Annotated in this window: 11 protein-coding genes; 3 read left to right on the forward strand and 8 right to left on the reverse strand. The window is 70.8% G+C overall.

Annotated elements, in window-relative coordinates; translation table 11 throughout:
* The 6 genes from ACZ7KF_RS39675 to ACZ7KF_RS39700 all read right to left on the reverse strand — a co-directional run.
* The coding region (locus ACZ7KF_RS39675) for an alpha-amylase family glycosyl hydrolase (protein WP_471086909.1) at positions 1-3,785 on the reverse strand (3,785 nt) is incomplete at its 3' end.
* 163 nt (positions 3,786-3,948) lie between these two features.
* Positions 3,949-5,325: an alpha-amylase gene (locus tag ACZ7KF_RS39680; RefSeq protein ID WP_471086912.1), complete on the reverse strand. Its 1,377-nt coding sequence runs from the start codon at positions 5,323-5,325 to the stop codon at positions 3,949-3,951.
* A 152-nt stretch (positions 5,326-5,477) separates the two neighbouring features.
* On the reverse strand, positions 5,478-7,163 hold the full coding sequence (locus ACZ7KF_RS39685; protein ID WP_471086915.1) for a glycoside hydrolase family 13 protein: 1,686 nt from the start codon (positions 7,161-7,163) through the stop codon (positions 5,478-5,480).
* Between the two features lie 170 nt (positions 7,164-7,333).
* Positions 7,334-8,239 (reverse strand): sugar ABC transporter permease, encoded by a 906-nt coding sequence (locus ACZ7KF_RS39690; RefSeq protein ID WP_471086918.1) that lies wholly within the window; start codon positions 8,237-8,239, stop codon positions 7,334-7,336.
* Positions 8,240-8,258: 19 nt separating this feature from the next.
* Positions 8,259-9,263: a carbohydrate ABC transporter permease gene (locus ACZ7KF_RS39695; protein WP_471086921.1), complete on the reverse strand. Its 1,005-nt coding sequence runs from the start codon at positions 9,261-9,263 to the stop codon at positions 8,259-8,261.
* Between the two features lie 106 nt (positions 9,264-9,369).
* Positions 9,370-10,644 carry an extracellular solute-binding protein gene (locus tag ACZ7KF_RS39700; RefSeq protein ID WP_471086924.1) on the reverse strand — a complete coding sequence of 425 codons (1,275 nt, stop codon included), beginning with the start codon at positions 10,642-10,644 and terminating at the stop codon, positions 9,370-9,372.
* 377 nt (positions 10,645-11,021) lie between these two features.
* Here ACZ7KF_RS39700 and ACZ7KF_RS39705 point away from each other — a divergent pair, with 377 nt between their 5' ends.
* Entirely contained in the window at positions 11,022-12,056 is a 1,035-nt protein-coding gene (locus ACZ7KF_RS39705; RefSeq protein WP_471086927.1) for a LacI family DNA-binding transcriptional regulator, read from the forward strand.
* A gap of 68 nt (positions 12,057-12,124) precedes the next feature.
* On the forward strand, positions 12,125-12,985 hold the full coding sequence (locus ACZ7KF_RS39710) for a phosphatase PAP2 family protein (RefSeq protein ID WP_471086930.1): 861 nt from the start codon (positions 12,125-12,127) through the stop codon (positions 12,983-12,985).
* Here ACZ7KF_RS39710 and ACZ7KF_RS39715 read toward each other — a convergent pair.
* Both ACZ7KF_RS39715 and ACZ7KF_RS39720 read right to left on the reverse strand, forming a co-directional pair.
* A complete protein-coding gene (locus ACZ7KF_RS39715; RefSeq protein ID WP_471086933.1) occupies positions 12,967-15,987 on the reverse strand; it encodes a bifunctional [glutamine synthetase] adenylyltransferase/[glutamine synthetase]-adenylyl-L-tyrosine phosphorylase in 3,021 nt (1,006 codons plus the stop codon). The genes ACZ7KF_RS39710 and ACZ7KF_RS39715 overlap by 19 nt on opposite strands.
* A gap of 335 nt (positions 15,988-16,322) precedes the next feature.
* The gene (locus ACZ7KF_RS39720; RefSeq protein ID WP_471086936.1) at positions 16,323-17,171 is read right to left on the reverse strand and encodes a DUF72 domain-containing protein; all 849 of its coding nucleotides are present in this window, start codon (positions 17,169-17,171) and stop codon (positions 16,323-16,325) included.
* 127 nt (positions 17,172-17,298) lie between these two features.
* Between ACZ7KF_RS39720 and ACZ7KF_RS39725 the strand changes: the two genes are divergently transcribed.
* Positions 17,299-18,186 (forward strand): alkaline phosphatase family protein, encoded by an 888-nt coding sequence (locus tag ACZ7KF_RS39725; protein WP_471086939.1) that lies wholly within the window; start codon positions 17,299-17,301, stop codon positions 18,184-18,186.

Below are 18,186 nucleotides of genomic sequence, written 5' to 3' on the forward strand. Positions count from 1 at the left end.
CAGTCCGGGACGGCCTGGTCGGCCTTCTTCTCGGGGATCGTGGCGATGTCGAAGGCGGGCAGCAGGTGCACGTACGAGGTCCCCGACTTCGCCAGAGCCTTCAGGTGCCTCGAGCCGTCGCTGTCCTTGTCGGCGAAGGCCAGATAGGTGCCCTGGTCCTTCGCCGGGACCGTCTTGTCGGCGACGGAGAAGTCCCGGATGTGCAGCTCCTGGATCTGCGCGTCCCGCAGCGGTACGGCCCGGGGCTTGCGCAGCCCCGCCCAGCCGCTCGGCGCGAGCGACCTGTCGTTCAGGTCGACCACGAGACTGCGCTCGGAGTTCGCGGTGAGCGCGACCGAGTACGGGTCGGTGACCCTGTTCGTCACCACCTTGCGGACACTCGGCGCCCAGACCTTCACCACGTACCGATAGGGCTTGTTCTTCCAGGACGCCGGGCCCGTGACCGACCAGACACCGGTGGCCGCGTCGCGGTGCATGGCCTTGAGGGATCCGCCCAGCTCCAGTGCGACGCTCTGCGCCGTCGGCGCCCACACGGAGAGCGTGGGCCTGCCGTGGTGGAAGACCGGGCCGAGCTTCGCCTTCGTGGCGCCGGGGTAGAGGTCGTCCAGCACACCGGCGATCTGCACACCGGTCGCGGCCAGCACGGCACCGTTCGCGGCCCGCTGCGAGGCCACCAGTTGCCCCGTGAGCGCCTCCCGCACCCGGTCCCGGTCGCGGGGGTCGACGGACCAGGCGGTGTAGTCCTTCAGGTGCGGGAACTTCGCCTTCTGGGCGTCGCTGAGCGTGGTCTTGGTCAGCCGGATCCAGCGCTCGTCGTCGCTGGTGAGCGTGCCGTCCTCGACGGCGATGGAGCCGTCGCGGGAGTACAGCAGCTGGGTGGAGGCGGCGCCGTCCGCGCCGTTCCAGGCGACGGTGTCCCGGTCGATCCAGACCGCCTTGGAGGTGGCCGGGTCGAGGGCGGCCGCGCTGCCCGCGGGCTGCGGCAGCAGGTACTTCTCCTGGCCGTTCAACAGCCACACCTCGTGGCCGTTCGCCGTGAGGTCCAGCGACTGGTCGGTCGGGAGATCCTTGTCGTCGCCCTTGTGGATGAGGTAACTGAGACTGGTGGCACCCTCGGTGAGCGGCACCTCGAAGACCGCGCCATAGGCATCAGTCTTCACCGGCTTCAGCGGGTCCGACCAGTCGGTGGGGTGCGCGGCACCCGTCCAGACGTGCAGGCCCCAGCCGTCGTAGTTGCCGTCGGCCCGGTGGTAGTGGACGACCGCCTTGCTCTTGTCCTGCGCGGGATGGTCGGGCCGCGTCGTCAGGACGTCCGCCTTGCCCTGTTCGATCCAGACCTCACCGGTCTTGGTGACGTCGATGGACCGGTCGGCGGAGACGTCCTTGTCGCCGTCCTTGTCGATGACCAGGAAGCCGACGTTCGAGGCGCCCGGCTTCAGCTTGACGTAGGCGAAGGCGCCGTAGGCGTCGCGGCCGGCGAAGGGGTGGCTGTTCGGCCAGGTGGTCGACTCGCCGTCGGCGAGGTCGCCCCAGGCGTACAGGCCCCAGTCGGCGTAGTCGCCGTCGGTGCGCTTGTAGTGGACGATCGCGTAGTCCCGGGAGGAGGCCGTGGGGACCTCGGGTGCGGCCGGGGTGCCGGTGGTGCTGCTCGCCGTGGCGCTCGCGGTGCGGCCGGCCGAGTCGACGACGACGGCCTTGTAGCGCAGGACCGTGCCGGCGGGCACGTCCTTGCCGATGGTCTGGGTGACCTTGTAGGGGGCGTGGTCGGCGGAGCCGAGCGTCTTCCACGCGCTGTTGCCGACCTGTGCGGCGAAGACCACGCGGTCGAGCCGGCCGCCGTCGACGCCGGCGGTGACCTCCACGGTCCCCGTGGCGCCGGCGGCCGGGGCCGCGAGGGTGACCGTGGGCTCGGCGGCGGCCTCGGCGAGGGTGCCGGACGCCTTGAGGACGACGGCGGAGCCCGCCGGGACGGTGACGGTGATCTTCCCGTCCGCGTCGGTCCGGGCGGTGGCGTCGGTGCCGTGGACGCCGCGGTACGTCATGTCCGCGGAGCCTGTCGCGAAGGTGGCGGACTTCGCCTCGCCGGCGTTGTTGAAGGCGACGACGTAGTCCTGGCCGGACTTGGCGTCCGTACGGGTGAAGGCGTAGACGCCGGCCCCGTCGGCCGCGTACCGCTCGGTCTGGACACCGTCGGTCAGGGCCGGGTTGGCCTTGCGCAGCTTGGAGAGGGCGGCGATCTGCCGGTAGAGCGGGGCCTTCGTGTCGTAGGCGGCGCTCGCGTGGGTGCGGTCGGTGCCGATCTCGTCGTCGTCGAGGTAGTCGGCGACCTTGGAGGCGAACATGGTCTGGCGGGCGTCCTTGTCGCCGCCGGAGCCGGTGAAGCCCTGCTCGTCGCCGTAGTAGACGACCGGGTTGCCGCGGCTGAGGAACATCAGCTCGTTGGCGAGCTCGTCCTTGCGCAGGATCTCGGCGTCGGTCGCCTTCGGGTCGTCCTGCTTCAGGAAGTACCCGATGCGGCCCATGTCGTGGTTGCCGAGGAAGGTGACCTGCTCGTAGGCGTTGGCCTTGTCGGTCGTGTACCTGTAGTCGTCACCGAAGACGGTCGCGAGCCGCCGGGCGCTGCCGCCCTGGGAGGCGTAGGCGCGGGCCGCGTCCTGGAAGGGGAAGTCGAGGGTGGCGTCGAGGCGGCCCTGGGTGACGTACGGGGACGTGACCGAGGTGTCGGCGGAGTAGACCTCGCCGAACATGAAGAAGTTCTTCCGTCCGTGCGCGGCCGCGTATCTGTCGAGCGCGGTCGCCCACTGGGTCCAGAACTCCATGTTCACGTGCTTGACGGTGTCGATGCGGAAGCCGTCGATCGCGAAGTCCCTCACCCACCGCTGGTAGATCTTCTCCATGCCGTGGACGACCTCGGGACGCTCGGTCCACAGGTCGTCCAGGCCGGAGAAGTCGCCGTAGGTGGTGGACTCACCGGCATACGTCGAGTCGCCCCGGTTGTGGTACATCGCCGGGTCGTCGAGCCAGGCCGGGACCTTGGACCTCCGGGTGACCTTCGGGGTGCGCGGGAAGGAGCCGGCGTCGACGGCCGGGAACTTCTCCCGCCCGTTCGCGTAGTCGGCGTCGTCGAAGGGCCGGCCGTCCTCGGTCAGGTACGGGAAGGCGCCCTTGGACAGGTAGTCGTACGTCTTCTCCTGGTAGTCGACGACGTCGGCGGTGTGGTTGGTGATGACGTCGAAGAAGACCTTCATGCCCTTGGCGTGCGCCTTGGCGATGAGGTCCTCGAGGTCCTTGTTGGTGCCGAAGTGGGGGTCGACCTGGGTGAAGTCGGTGATCCAGTAACCGTGGTACCCGGCGGAGGCGTTGGCGCCCGTGCCCTGCACCGGGCGGTTCTTGAAGATCGGCGCCATCCAGATGGCGGTGGTGCCGAGCCCCTTGATGTAGTCGAGCCGCTGGGACAGGCCCTTGAGGTCGCCGCCCTGGTAGAAGCCCTTGTCGGTGGGGTCGTAGCCGGTGCTGAGGCGTGAGCCGGTCAGGCCGCCCCGGTCGTTCGACGTGTCCCCGTTGGCGAAACGGTCCGGCATGACGAAGTAGAACTGCTCGCGGGTGTCGTCGTGCCGGGCGGGCTGGGCCGCGAGGGCCGCGTCCGAGGGGGGTGCGGGCGGTGTGGCCGCGCGGGCGGCCAGTGGTGGGATCAGAGCGGCGGCGAGGGCGGCGGCGGTGACGGCCGCGACCCGTCCGACGTGGGCGGTACGGCGCCTCGGGGGCGCCGGCCATCTCGGTATCACAGGCGGGAACTCCTTGCGATTACGGCTCATTCGGGTCCGACCCCTACGCCCGCGGCACGGCTGCGCTGCCGGGCGCCCGCGCGACCGTACCGCCGACGAAAGGTTTACAGCAAGACTTGTGAAACCCGGAGAAAGAGGTTTCACGGGCTGTCAGCAGCCCCGCTCAGCAGCTGGACTTGCCGGCGTAGAGGGCCAGGGCCGTGTTCGAGGCCAGGGTGGCGGTGAACTGCCCGCTGGAGTTCACGGTCACCGGGGTGTTGTTCTGGACGTTGCAGTACGTCCCGGCGGCCAGGGACGTCTGGTACGTCCGGGTCATGCTGCCCGACTCGTGGTTGATCGCCACGTATCCCTTGCCGCCCCGGCCGAAGGCGATCCAGTTGTTGCCGTTGTCCCACCAGTCGGTGACCGACTGGCCGCGGGTCGCGTTGCGGAAGGCGACCATGGACGTGATCTCCGGCCAGGCGTGCTGGCACTTCCAGCCGTCCTGCCAGCAGGCGGTCACCTGGCCCCCGTTGGGCGGGCCGGCGTCCACGTCGGACCACTCGTAGCCGGAGTTGACGTCGGGAGCGCCGTAGGGCCAGGCGAGCATGAAGACGTTGGCCAGCGTGTAGTGGGCGCCGGACTTGTAGTTCAGCGTGCTGCCGTTGCGCTCGGTGTCGTGGTTGTCCACGAAGACACCCGCGGCCGAGCTGCTCAGGTAACCCCAGCCCTCGCCGTAGTTGCTCAGGTACGCCAGCTTCTCGTTGTTGAAGACGCGCTTGAGGTCGTAGGCGTACCGGAACTCCTGGACGTCTCCGTTGCCGGTGTACTCGGAGGGCTGGACGGCCTCGCCCGCCCCGTAGATGACCTCCTGCTTCCAGTAGACGGAGGGGTTGGTCAGGCGGCTCTTGACATTGGCCAGGTCGTCGGCCGGGATGTGCTTGGCCGCGTCGATGCGGAAGCCGTCGACGCCGAGGGTGAGCAGGTCGTTCAGGTAGCCGGCGATGGTCTTGCGGACGTACTCCTCGCCGGTGTCCAGGTCGGCCAGGCCGACGAGTTCGCAGTGCTGGACGTTCCAGCGGTCGGAGTAGTTCGACACCTGCGCGGTGCAGTCGTCGAAGTCGTAGCCGGAGTACAGGCCCGGGTAGCCGTACTTCGTGTACGAGGAGCCGCCGGTGCCGGTGCCGGAGCCCGCCGACATGTGGTTGACGACGGTGTCGACGACGACCTTCACACCGGCCGCGTGGCAGGTGTTCACCATGTTCCGGAACGCCGTGCGATCGCCGAGCCGGCCCGCGATCTTGTAGGAGACCGGCTGGTACGACGTCCACCACTGCGAGCCCTGTATGTGCTCGGCGGGCGGGGAGACCTGGACGTATCCGTAGCCGGCGGGGCCGAGGGCGCGGGTGCACTCCTTGGCCACCGAGGCGTAGTTCCACTCGAAGAGGACGGCGGTGACGTCCTTGGTGCCGGGCGGGGAGGCCGCGGCGCTAGTCGGGTTCATGCCAACCAGAGCGGCGGCCGTGAGGGCGGTCGCCGCGGTGAGGAATCTGCGTGCCATGTGGGGTCCTTCGACGTTGAAGGCAAAGGGGACCGCCGAAGACGCTTGCTGAAATCTTTCAGCAAACTTGCGGTGACGCAGATGTTAAAGGCCCGCTGCCCGAAAGGCAGCGGGCCGTTGTGAAGTTGATGCAAGAACTTTCAGACGGGGCGTCAGTCCGCGGTCGTCCACCAGACCGTGGTGTCGGCGGGCACCTTCGCCTCGCCGCCGGTCTCGGCGATCTCCCCGCTGCCCAGCAGCACACGACCGTACGCCGGGGTGGTCACCGACTCCGCGGTGGTGTTCGCGACACACACGAAGTCGCCCCGGCGGAAGGCGAGAACGCCCTCCGGCGCCCGCAGCCACTCCACCGCGTCGCCCGCGCCCAGGTCCGGCCGCGACCGGCGCACCCGCAGCGCCGAGCGGTACAGCTCCAGCGTCGAGCCGGGGACACCGGTCTGCGCCGCCACGCTCAGCTCGGCCCAGCTCGCCGGCTGCGGGAGCCAGCTGCCGCCTCCGCCGAAGCCGTAGGAGGAGCCCTCACGGGTCCACGGGATCGGGACCCGGCAGCCGTCCCGGAAGCCGTCCTGGCCGGCGCCGCGGAAGTACGCCGGGTCCTGGCGCACCTCGTCGGGCAGGTCCACCACGTCCGGCAGCCCCAGTTCCTCGCCCTGGTAGATGTAGGCCGAGCCGGGCAGGGCGAGCATCAGCAGCGTGGCCGCGCGGGCGCGGCGCAGGCCCAGCTCGCGGTCGCCCGCGGTGCGGATCTGGGTGCCGAGGCCCGGCGGGTTGGCGAAACGGGTGGCGTGCCGGGTGACGTCGTGGTTGGAGAGGACCCAGGTGGCCGGGGCGCCGACCGGGCGCATGGCCTCCAGGGTGCGGTCGATGACCGCGCGCAGCTCCTTCGCGTCCCACTCCGTGCCCAGGTACTGGAAGTTGAACGCCTGGTGGAGTTCGTCCGGGCGGACGTAGCGGGCGGTGCGCTCGACGGTGGGGGTCCACGCCTCGGCGACGAAGATCCGCTCCCCCGCGTACTCGTCGAGGATGGTGCGCCACTGGCGGTAGACGTCGTGCACGCCGTCCTGGTCGAAGAACGGCATGACATCGTTGCCCAGCAGCTTGAGCTGGTCGTGGGAGCCGAGGTCCGGCAGGCCCTCCGCCTTCACCAGGCCGTGGGCGACGTCGATGCGGAACCCGTCGACGCCCATGTCCAGCCAGAAGCGGAGGATGGAGCGGAACTCGTCGCCGACGGCCGGGTGGTTCCAGTTGAAGTCGGGCTGCTCGGGGGCGAAGAGGTGGAGGTACCACTCGCCGGGGGTGCCGTCCGGTTCGGTCACCCGGGTCCAGGCCGGGCCGCCGAAGATGGACTCCCAGTCGTTGGGCGGGAGTTCGCCGTCCTCCCCCTTGCCGGGGCGGAAGTGGTAGCGCTCGCGCAGCGGGGAGCCGGGGCCCTCGGCGAGGGCGCGCTTGAACCACTCGTGCTGGTCGGAGGAGTGGTTGGGCACGAGGTCGACGATGATGCGCAGGCCGTGCGCGTGGGCGTCGCGGATCAGCGCGTCGGCGTCCAGCAGGGAGCCGAACATGGGGTCGACGGCCCGGTAGTCGGCGACGTCGTAACCGGCGTCGGCCTGCGGGGAGGCGTAGAAGGGGCTGAGCCACACGGCGTCGACTCCGAGGTCGCGCAGATACGGCAGGCGGGAGCGTACGCCCTCCAGGTCGCCCATGCCGTCGCCGTTGCTGTCGGCGAAACTGCGCGGGTAGACCTGGTAGATGACCGCGTCCCGCCACCAGTCGCGGCGGTCGGCGACGGTGGCGACGGCGGTGTGGCGGGCCGGTGCGGCGGAGTGCTGCTGGCTCATGGCGTCCTTGATACGTGACGGGGGCATGTGGGCAGACGGTGGGTGCGGCGGCGGGCCGGACGAAGCGGAGACGGATGCGAGGCGGGCCGCGGTGACAGCGGGGTCGGATGGGCACCGCGGCCCGCCTACCCGCGCGATCGGGCGCGCGGGAGTCCTGCTCCGGCGGGCGGTCAGCCCTTGGTGCCGCCGGCGGTGAGGCCGGTGACCAGGTTCTTCTGCACGAGGTAGAAGAAGACGGTCACGGGTATCGCGATCAGCACCGCGGTGGCGGCCATGTAGTTCCACTGGGCGTCGTGTTCGCTGACGAAGGTCTGCAGGCCGACGGCGAAGGTGTACTTGGAGTCGTCCAGCATGAAGGTCGTCGCGAAGGCGACCTCGCCGACGGCGGTGATGAAGTTGTAGAACGCGGCCACGGCCAGGCCCGGCCGGGCCAGCGGGAGGATGAGCCGGAAGAAGGTGCCGAACGGGGAGAGCCCGTCCACGCGACCGGCCTCGTCGATCTCGAAGGGGATGGTGTCGAAGTACCCCTTGAGCAGCCAGGCGCTGTACGGCACGGCGGTGGAGCAGTTGATGACGATCAGCGACCAGTAGGTGTCGATGAGGCCGAGTTCGCTGAAGATCTCGTACATCGGCACGATCAGGATGGCGATCGGGAACGCCTGCGTGAGGAGCAGCACCCACATCAGCTGCTTGTAGCCGGGGAAGCGCATCCGGGAGACCGCGTAGCCGGTGGTGGCGGCGACGAAGACACCGATGAGGGTGGTGCCGAGGGCCACGATCATCGTCGACTTGAACCAGTCGAAGAAGCCGGTGTGCTCCAGCACGTAGCTGTAGTTGGAGAAGGTCAGCTTGCCCGCGATCTCGCCCGGGTGCAGGTAGTCCTCCTTGTCCGGGCCGAGGGACAGGTAGCACAGCCAGGCCACCGGGGCCAGGGCGATCAGGCTCGCCAGGACGAGGCCGCCGTGCAGCAGGGCGGCGCCGGCCGGGCCGCGCTCGCCGCGCCGGCGGGCCCGGCGCCGGGGCGCGGGGGCGGGGGCCGGGGCGGCCTCGGTCTTGTCCAGGGTCGTGGTGCTCATGGCGGCGGCTCCTGCGGCGTCAGACGGCGAGCTGGTCATTGCGCTTCAGCCAGCGGAAGTAGAAGGAGGTGAAGACGGTCAGGATCGACAGCAGCAGCACGCCGTAGGCGGCCGACTGGGCGAAGTCGCGTGGCTGCTGGCCGAAGCCCAGCGCGTAGGCCCAGGTGACGAGGATCTGGGCGTCCGGGGCGGAGTTCTTGCCGAACAGCAGGAAGATGATGACGAACTGGTTGAAGGTCCAGATGATGCCGAGCAGCACGACGGTGGAGCTGACCGAGCGCAGACCGGGCAGGGTGACGTGCCGGAAGCGCTGCCAGGCGCTCGCGCCGTCCATCTCCGCGGCCTCGTAGAGGGAGGAGTCGATGGACTGGAGGCCGCCGAGCAGGGACAGCATCATGAACGGCACACCGCACCAGGTGTTCACCATGATCGCGGCGAACCGCTGCCAGAAGGTGTCCTCCAGCCACTCCGGCTGGGGCAGGTGGAGGGCGCCGAGGATCTGGTTGAGCACGCCGGAGTCGGCGAGCATGATCCGCCAGGAGAAGACGGTGACGAAGGTCGGCACGGCCCAGGGCAGGACGAGCAGCAGCCGGTAGACGGTACGGCCGCGCAGCTTCTGGTTGAGCATGAGCGCGAGGCCGAGGCCGATGGAGTAGTGCAGGGCCACACAGGCGACCGTCCAGACGACGGTCCACAGGAAGTGCGACCAGAACCGGTCGTAGGCCGTGGGGCCGAACAGGATGTCCTGGTAGTTGTCGAGGCCGATGAACTTGTAGGTGGCGTCGATGTGGTTGACGCCGATGGTGCGCGCCGAGTTGAGGCTGTTGGCGTCGGTCAGGGTGAGGTAGAAGCCCCGCACGAGCGGGTAGCCCACGAGGACACCGAGCACGATGACCACCGGGGCGATCATCGCGTAGGCGTACCAGTACCTCTGGAAGCCGTTTCTGATGCGCTGCCCCAGCCCGGGCCGAGGCCCGCGGTCACCGCGGCGCTTGCCGGTCGCGCGGTCGATGGCGACTGTCATGGTTCGACACCTTCAAACGATCAAGGAGTTGGGCTGGGCACAGGGCGGTGACCGCCGGATCCTTCCCCCCTTTCTCACCCGGGGAGGATCCGGCGGCCACGCGGGCTCACTTGCTGAAGCCGGTCACGAGCTTGGAGATGGCCAGCTCGGCGTTGCTCAGGCCCTTGTCCAGGGACTCCTTGCCGCTGGCGACCTTGGGCAGCTCGGTGTCGAGCGGGCCCCACAGGGAGCTGTACTCCGGCAGCGCCGGGCGGGGCTGCGCGGCGGACAGGACACCCTGGTAGCCGGCGATGCCGGGGTCGGTCTTGACCTTGTCGGTGTAGGCGTCGGAGCGGGTCGGCAGGGTGGAGTTCTTCAGCGCGATGGTCTCCTGGGCCTTCGCCGAGGTCATGAACTTCACGAACTTCAGGGCCGCTTCCTGGTGGGCCTTGTCCGAGCCGGCGTAGACCGAGAGGTTGTGGCCGCCGGTCGGGGCGCCCGCCTTGCCGGTGGAGCCGGCCGGGACGGTGGCGATGCCGAGGTTGGACTTGTCCTTGAAGGCGCTGCCCTTGTAGAAGTTCGTGAGCTCCCAGGGGCCCTGGACGATCGCGGCGACCTTGCCGTTGACGAACGCGTCCTGGATGTGGGCGTAGGCGTCGGCGGTGGCGTCGGCCTTGTGCAGGCCCTTGCCGGAGAACAGGCTCAGCCAGGTGCCGTAGGCCTTCTTCGCGGCGGCCGAGTTCACGGTGATCTTCTTGGCGGCGGCGTCGACGGTGTCGGTGCCCTCGCCGTAGAGGAAGGACTGAGCGTAGTAGGCCTGGGTGGAGCCCCAGTAGCCGTCGACCCCGGTCTTCGCCTTGATCTTGGCGGCGTCGGTCTTCAGCTCGTCCCAGGTCTTGGGGGCCTCGGTGATGCCGGCCTTCTTGAACACGGCCTTGTTGTAGACCAGCGCGAGGGTGTCGGTGACCAGCGGGACGCCGTAGGTCTTGCCCTCGTACTGGGCCTGCTTGATCAGGTTCGGCTCGAACTTGTCCTGCTCGGCGAGGGCCTCGGTGCCGTCCAGCGGCAGGAAGAAGCTCTTCTTGGCGAAGGCCGGGGTCCAGCCGACCTCGGAGCGCAGCACGTCCGGCGCGCCCTTGGCGCCGGCCGCGGTGTCGAACTTGTTCTGCGCCTGGTCGAAGGGGACGTCGACGTACTTGACCTTGATGTCCTTGTTGGCGGCCTCGAACTGCTGGACCAGGGCCTTGTACGTCGGCGCCTCATTGGTGGCGTTGGAGGTGTCCCACCAGGTGATGGTGACCGGGCCGTCCGACTGCCCGCTGTCGCTGTCGCTCCCGCCGCACGCCGTCGCCGTGAGGGCGAGGGACGCCACCAGCGCGGAGGCCGCTATGCCACGCCGCATGAGTTCTCCTTGAGGGTTAAGCCCGAGTGGTGCAGAGGGCGGTCCCGTCCGCCTCTGCGACTTGCCGACTGCGCCGTTGCCGCGGCCGGGCGACAGGGAACGTAACAGCGATGTAAGCGTTGCGAAAGACCTTGCAGAAAAAAAGTGCAAGAGGACACGATGGTTACCCGGCCGTGACCGGGCGTCGACCGCGTTGCAACCCGGTGGTGACGCGGCTGAGCGGCAGGGGTGACTCTTGTGCAAGACTCTGCAAGGTCTTGCCACCATGACTCCGAGGGAGCGCGATGACGCAGCAACCCACGACCGGCCGTGCGCCCGCCCGCGCCCGGCGCACGGCCGGTGTGCAAGCGGAGATACGACCGGTACAGTCCAGTGCCGTGACCACACGGCTTGCCGATATCGCTGCGCAGGCGGGGGTGAGCGAAGCGACCGTCAGCCGGGTCCTCAACGGGAAACCGGGCGTCGCCGCCACCACCCGCCAGTCCGTGCTCGCCGCTCTGGACGTACTGGGCTACGAGCGCCCGGTACGGCTGCGGCAGCGCAGCGAGGGGCTGGTGGGCCTGATCACGCCGGAGCTGGAGAACCCGATATTCCCTGCCCTGGCCCAGGTCATCGGCCAGGCGCTGACCCGCCAGGGCTACACGCCGGTGCTCGCCACGCAGACCCCGGGCGGGTCGACCGAGGACGAGCTGACCGAGATGCTGGTGGACCGCGGGGTCGCCGGGATCATCTACGTCTCCGGTCTGCACGCGGACACCACCGCCGACATGCAGCGCTACGAGCGGCTGCGGGCGCAGGGCGTGCCGTTCGTGCTGGTGGACGGGTTCTCGCCGAAGGTGCAGGCGCCGTTCATCTCCCCCGACGACCGGGCCGCGATGACGCTCGCGGTCACGCACCTGGCGTCGCTGGGGCACACCCGGATCGGGCTCGCCCTCGGGCCCAAGCGGTTCGTGCCCGTGCAGCGCAAGATCGAGGGCTTCGTCCGCGCGCTCCAGGAGCAGCTGGGGCTCTCCGCGCAGACCGTCGAGACCGAACTGGTCCAGCACTCGCTGTACACGCTCGAGGGCGGTCAGGCGGCGGCCACGGCACTGATCGAGCGGGACTGCACGGCGGTGGTCTGCGCCAGCGACATGATGGCGCTGGGCGCGATACGGGCGGCCCGCCAGCGGGGGCTGGAGGTGCCGCGGGACGTGTCGGTCGTCGGCTTCGACGACTCCCCGCTGATCGCCTTCACCGACCCGCCGCTGACCACGATCCGCAAACCGGTCCCGGCGATGGGGCAGGCGGCGGTGCGCACGTTGCTGGAGGAGATCGGCGGGACACCCGCGCCGCACAGTGAGTTCGTGTTCATGCCGGAGCTGGTGGTGCGAGGTTCCACCGCTTCGGCCCCGCATGTCCTCCGTACGTCGTAGAAGGTGCGCCGCGGACCCAACCTTGGGATGATCGGCCGAAGGGTCCTTTTCTGGCAGACTCTGTAGCTATGGGTGACTCGACCGTGACAGAGCCGGAAGGTCGCGAGGAGGTGGCCGTTCCGCGGATCGACACGGGCGAGGACAGAAGGAGTCCGTCGGGCCGGCTGCGGCGTCCACGACGACCCCGGCTGTGGTTCGAGATCCTTCTGATCGCGGTGAGTTACTGGACGTACTCACTGATCCGCAACGCCGTGCCGGAGCAGCGCGGTGCCGCGCTGCGCAACGCGGACTGGCTCTGGCGCGTCGAGCACGGCCTGGGCGTCGGCGTGGAGCGGTCGGTCAATCACGCGGTGAACTCGGTGAATTGGCTCATCATCGGGATGAACTACTACTACGCCACACTGCACTTCGTCATCACGCTCGGGGTGCTGGTGTGGCTGTACCGATGGCATCCCGGCCGCTACGCGGCGACCCGGCTGGTGCTGTTCGCGACCACGGGTGTGGCCCTGGTCGGTTACTACCTGTTCCCGCTCGCGCCGCCCCGGCTGATGCGGGGCGGGCACTTCGTGGACACCGTGACGGTGCACCACACCTGGGGCTCGATGGCCTCCGGCGACCTCAAGCACATGTCGAACCAGTACGCGGCGATGCCGTCGATGCACATCGGCTGGTCGCTGTGGTGCGGGCTGACGGTCTTCGCGCTGGCGTCGGTGCCGTGGGCGAGGGTGCTGGGGCTGCTGTACCCGGTGGCCACCTTGGTGGTGATCGTCGCCACGGCCAACCACTTCTGGCTGGACGCGGTGGGCGGAGTGCTCTGCCTGACCTTCGGCTTCGCGGTGGCCCGGCTCTGGTACGGCAGCCTGCCGTACGCGCTGCCGAGGCTGGTGCCGTCCCGGGCCCCCGCGCCGGCTCAGGCCTTGTCGTCGTAGAACAGCTCCTCCACGACCGTGCGCGCCCGCCGGGTGGTACGGCGGTACGCGTCCAGCATGTCTCCCGCGTGCCCGCTGCCGTAGCCCAGGTAGCGGCCGACGGCGGCCAGCTCGCGGGGCTCGGTGGGGAAGGTGTCCCCGGCCCGGCCGCGCACCAGCATGACCGCGTTGCGCACCCGGGTGGCCAGCACCCACGCCTCGTCCAGGATCTCCGCGTCCACGGCGGACAGCAGCCCGGCCTCGCGGGCGGCGGCCAGGGCCCGGCGGGTGCGGGTGGTGCGCAGGCCCGTCTCGCGGTGGGCGTGGCGCAGCTGGAGCAGCTGGACCGTCCACTCCACGTCGGACAGGCCGCCGGGGCCGAGCTTGGTGTGCAGTTTGGGGTCGGCACCGCGCGGCAGCCGCTCGGACTCCATCCGGGCCTTCAGCCGGCGGATCTCGCGGACCGACTCGTCCGTGAGGCCGTGGGCCGGATACCGCAGCGGGTCGATCAGCTCGGTGAAGCGCCGGCCCAGGTCCGCGTCGCCGGCGACGTGCTCGGCCCGCAGCAGCGCCTGGGACTCCCAGACCAGTGACCAGCGGCGGTAGTACGCCTCGTACGACTTCAGGGTGCGCACCAGCGGGCCCGACTTGCCCTCCGGGCGCAGGTCGGCGTCGATGAGCAGCGGCGGGTCGGCGCTGGGCAGCTGGAGCAGGCGGCGCATCTCGGCGACGACCTTGTGGGCGGCGGCGGACGCCTCGTGCTCGTCCACGCCGTCCTGGGGCTCGTGCACGAAGACGACGTCGGCGTCGGAACCGTAGCCCAGTTCGTGTCCGCCGAAGCGGCCCATCCCGATGATCGCGAACCGGGTGGGCAGGGTGTCGCCCCAGCCCTCCCGGACGACGGCGCGCAGGGTGCCGGCGAGGGTGGCCCTGGTCAGGTCGGAGACGGCCGCGCCGACCCGGTCCACGAGGGCGCCCTGGTCGGCCTCGGCGGGGCTGGTCTCGGTGCCGTAGGAGCCGACGATGTCGGCGGCGGTGGTACGGAACAGCTCGCGGCGGCGGACGCCCCGGGCCGCCGTGACCCCCTGCGCGGCGTTCTCCGCGCGGCCCACGGCCGCCAGGATCTCCTGTTCCAGCTGGGCGCGGTCGCGGGGGGCCAGGCCGCCGCCGACGGCCGCGGGGCCCGCGCCGGTGCCGTCACCGAGGAGGGCCACCGCCTCGGGGGCGCGCATCAGCAGGTCGGGGGCGAGGCGGCCCGCCGAGAGGACCCGGGCCAGGTTCTCCGCCGCCGCGCCCTCGTCGCGGAGCAGGCGCAGGTACCAGGGGGTCTTGCCGAGCGCGTCGGAGACCTTGCGGAAGTTCAGCAGGCCGGCGTCCGGGTCGGCGGAGTCGGCGAACCAGCCGAGCAGGACCGGCAGGAGGGTGCGCTGGATCGCCGCCTTGCGGGTCACGCCGGAGGCCAGGGCCTCCAGGTGGCGCAGGGCGGCGGCCGGGTCGGCGTAGCCGAGCGCCTCCAGGCGTTCGCGGGCCGCCAGGGCGCTGAGCCGGGCCTCGCCGGGGGCGAGCTGGGCGACCGCGTCCAGCAGCGGGCGGTAGAAGAGCTTCTCGTGCAGTCTGCGTACGACGCCGGTGTGCCGCCGCCACTCGCGGTTCAGCTCGCTCACCGGGTCGGTGCGCAGGCCCAGGGAGCGGCCGAGACGGCGCTGGTCCGGCTCCCCCACGGGGACGAGGTGGGTGCGGCGCAGGCGGTACAGCTGGATGCGGTGCTCCATGGAGCGCAGGAAGCGGTACGCCTCGTCCAGGCGGGCGGCGTCCTCGCGGCCCACGTAGCCGCCGGCGGCCAGGGCCTGGAGGGCCTTCAGGGTGGTGCCGCTGCGGAGGGCCGGGTCGGTGCGGCCGTGCACCAACTGCAGCAGCTGAACGGCGAACTCGACGTCGCGCAGGCCGCCGGGGCCGAGTTTGAGTTCTCGGTCGATCTCGGCCGCGGGGATGTTCTCGACCACGCGTCGGCGCATCTTCTGGACGTCCGCCACGAAGTTGTCCCGCTCCGCCGCCTTCCAGACCATGGGGGCGAGCGCCTCGACGTACGCCTCGCCCAGCTCCGGGTCGCCGGCCACCGGGCGGGCCTTGAGGAGGGCCTGGAACTCCCAGGTCTTCGCCCAGCGCTGGTAGTAGGCGACATGGCTGCTGAGGGTGCGGACGAGGGGGCCGTTGCGGCCCTCGGGGCGGAGGTTGGCGTCCACCGGCCAGATGGAGCCCTCGACCGTCGTCTCGGAGCAGATCCGCATCAGGTGCGAGGCGAGTCTCGTCGCGGATCTGAGGGCTTCGGGTTCGGGGGTGCCCTCGGCCGGCTCCGCCACGAAGATCACGTCCACGTCGGAGACGTAGTTCAGCTCGTGGCCGCCGCACTTGCCCATCGCGATCACCGCGAGGCAGCAGGCGGCGGCGTCCTCCGGGGCGGCGCGTTCGGCCATGGCCAGGGCCGTGCGGAGGGTGGCGGTGGCCAGGTCGGCCAGTTCCGCGGCGGTCTCGGCGACGTCCGTGGTGCCGCAGACGTCGCGGGCGGCGAGGGAGAGCAGGCAGCGGCGGTAGGCGACGCGGAGGGCGACCGGGTCGGTGGCCTGGGCCAGGCCGTGTTCGAACTCCGCGACGCCCGGATGGAGGTCGTGCGGCTCGTACATGACCAGGGCCTGCCAGTCGTGGGGGTGGCGGGCGAGGTGTTCGGCGAGGGCGGCGGAGGCGCCGAGGACGCCGAGGAGGCGGTCGCGCAGGGGCTTGGCCGCGATGAGGGTGTCCAGCAGTTCCCGGTGGGCGGCGGGAGCGGGCTGGGCGTCCAGGAGACGGACCAGGCCGTGCAGGGCCAGGTCGGGGTCGGCGGTGGCGCCCAGGGCCTCCAGGAGGACCGGGTCGTCGCGGACGGGGGCCAGCTCGGGGCCGTCCAGGAGGCGCTCGGCGGCGGAGGGGTCGGTGAAGCCGTGCCGCAGCAGACGGGTGAAGGTGCTGCTCCTGCGCCCCGGCGTCATCTCCGTGGCCTCCCCTCGGGATCTACGCGTCGTCCTGGCCAGAGCCTAACCGGAGGGGGCGGGTGTGGCTTCGTCCGCGGGTGGGGGGCGGCTTGTCGGGCGCGCCCGCGGCGGTGCGGTCGTGGCTGCCCGCGGCGGCCCGTGCGGGTGTGTCGTGGTCGCGGTCGCGCCTTCGGGGTGCGGTGGGCCGGGGCCGTGCCGGGCGGTGTCCGTCCTCGGTCCGGCGGGCGGCCGGCGGTGCGGCGCCGCGGTGGGTGCCGGCCGCTGCGGGCGGACACCGCCCGTCACGTGCCCGCGCCGCCGTACGCGGCGCTGCGGGTGATGTCCCGCGGTTCTCATCGGGCGTGCTCGGCCGTCAGCAGGTCCCGGACGGTCCCGGCCGCCCGGGCCGCCGCGTCCGCGCAGCAGTTGTTGAAGAGGAGGTGGGTCTCCTCGGCGCGCTCGGCCAGGGCCCGGACGCGGGGCAGCCAGTCGGCCAGTTCCCCGGCGGTGTAGTCGTGACGGAAGCGCTCCTCCTTGGTGCCCGTGCCCCAGTGGGGGCTGCGGCCGTGGAAGCGGACGAGGGCGAGGCGGGGGGTCGTCACGGCGATGTCCCCGGGCAGCGAACCCGGCAGGCCCTGGGCCGTGTCCACGGCCACGGCGGTGGCGTCCAGGTCCCTGAGGAAGGCGGTCGTGCGATCGGACCGCCACCAGGCGGGGTTGCGGAACTCGACGGCGAACGGCCAGTCGCGGGCGCGGTCGCGGGCGGCGCGGACGACGGCCTCGGCGTCGGGGCCGGGGGCCAGGGAGGGCGGGTACTGGAAGAGGAGGGTGCCCAGGCGGCCGGCGTCGCGGAGGGGGGCCAGCGCCTCGGCGTAGCGGGTCCAGACCTCGCGGTGCAGGGCCGCGTCCCGGGGCCGGCCGCGCAGGTCCGCGGGGAGGGCGGAGGGACGGGTGGGGTGGCCGGTGAGGAGGGAGAACGCCTTGACGTCGAAGCGGAAGCCGGGGGGCGTGCGTTCGGCCCACAGGGCGGTGGTGCGGGGGGTGGGGAGGGCGTAGTACGGGGAGTCCGCCTCCACCAGGGAGAAGCGGGTCGCGTAGTGGCGCAGGCGTTTCTCGGGGTCCCGGTGGCCGGGTGGGTACCAGCCGCTGCGCAGCAGTGCCGGGTCGGTCCAACCGCAGATGCCGATGATGATGTCCGCCATGGGGGCGGGAGTACCCGCCGTTCATCCGGTCTTCACCCGGGAGGTTGGCCGACGTGGGCCTCGGGAATATTGGCGTGAGCATGCTCTGTCCGCACCGCCAGCCGCCCATCCCATTCCGGAGGTTGATGTGTCCGGCAGTTCCGTGTACCGCCGTGCCCGCGCCGTCGTGGCGTCCGCGGCGGCCCTCGCCGCAGCCGCGGTCGGGCTGTGGACCGGGCTCGGCGAAGGGTCCGCGCACGCCGCGGGCGCCGTCCCGAGCCCGGACCACGTGATCGTCGTGGTCTTCGAGAACCATGCGTACAGCCAGGTCATCGGTTCCTCCAGCGCGCCGTACATCAATTCGCTGAAGTCGGGAGGCGCCAACCTGACCCAGTCGTACGCCGAGACGCACCCGAGCCAGCCCAACTACTTCGCGCTGTTCTCGGGGTCCACGCAGGGCATCACCGACGACAGCTGCTACACCCCGGGCTTCTCCTCGGCGCCCAACCTCGCGTCCGAGCTGATCGCCGCCGGCCGCAGCTGGGCCAGCTACAACGAGACGCTGCCGAGCCAGGGCTCCACGACGTGCAGCAGCGGCAACTACGCGCGCAAGCACAACCCGTGGTTCGGGTTCGGCAACGTGCCGACGTCGAGCGCCAAGACCTTCGCCCAGTTCCCGACCGACTACTCGACGCTGCCTCAGCTGTCGTTCGTGGTGCCGAACCTGTGCAGCGACATGCACGACTGCTCGGTGTCCACCGGTGACACCTGGCTGAAGAACAACCTGGGCGCCTACGCGACGTGGGCCAAGACCCACAACAGTCTGCTCGTCGTCACCTTCGACGAGGACAACCGGCTGAGCGGGAACCGGATCCCCACCGTGTTCTACGGCCAGCCCGTCACCGCCGGGTCCAGCTCGGCGACCACCTACAACCACTACGACCTGCTGCGCACCCTGGAGGACACGCAGGGCCTGAGCACCCACGCGGGCAACGCGGCCTCCGCCAAGGACATCACCGGCATCTGGGCGTCCTGA

It is taken from the genome of Streptomyces sp. NPDC038200 (assembly GCF_055600785.1).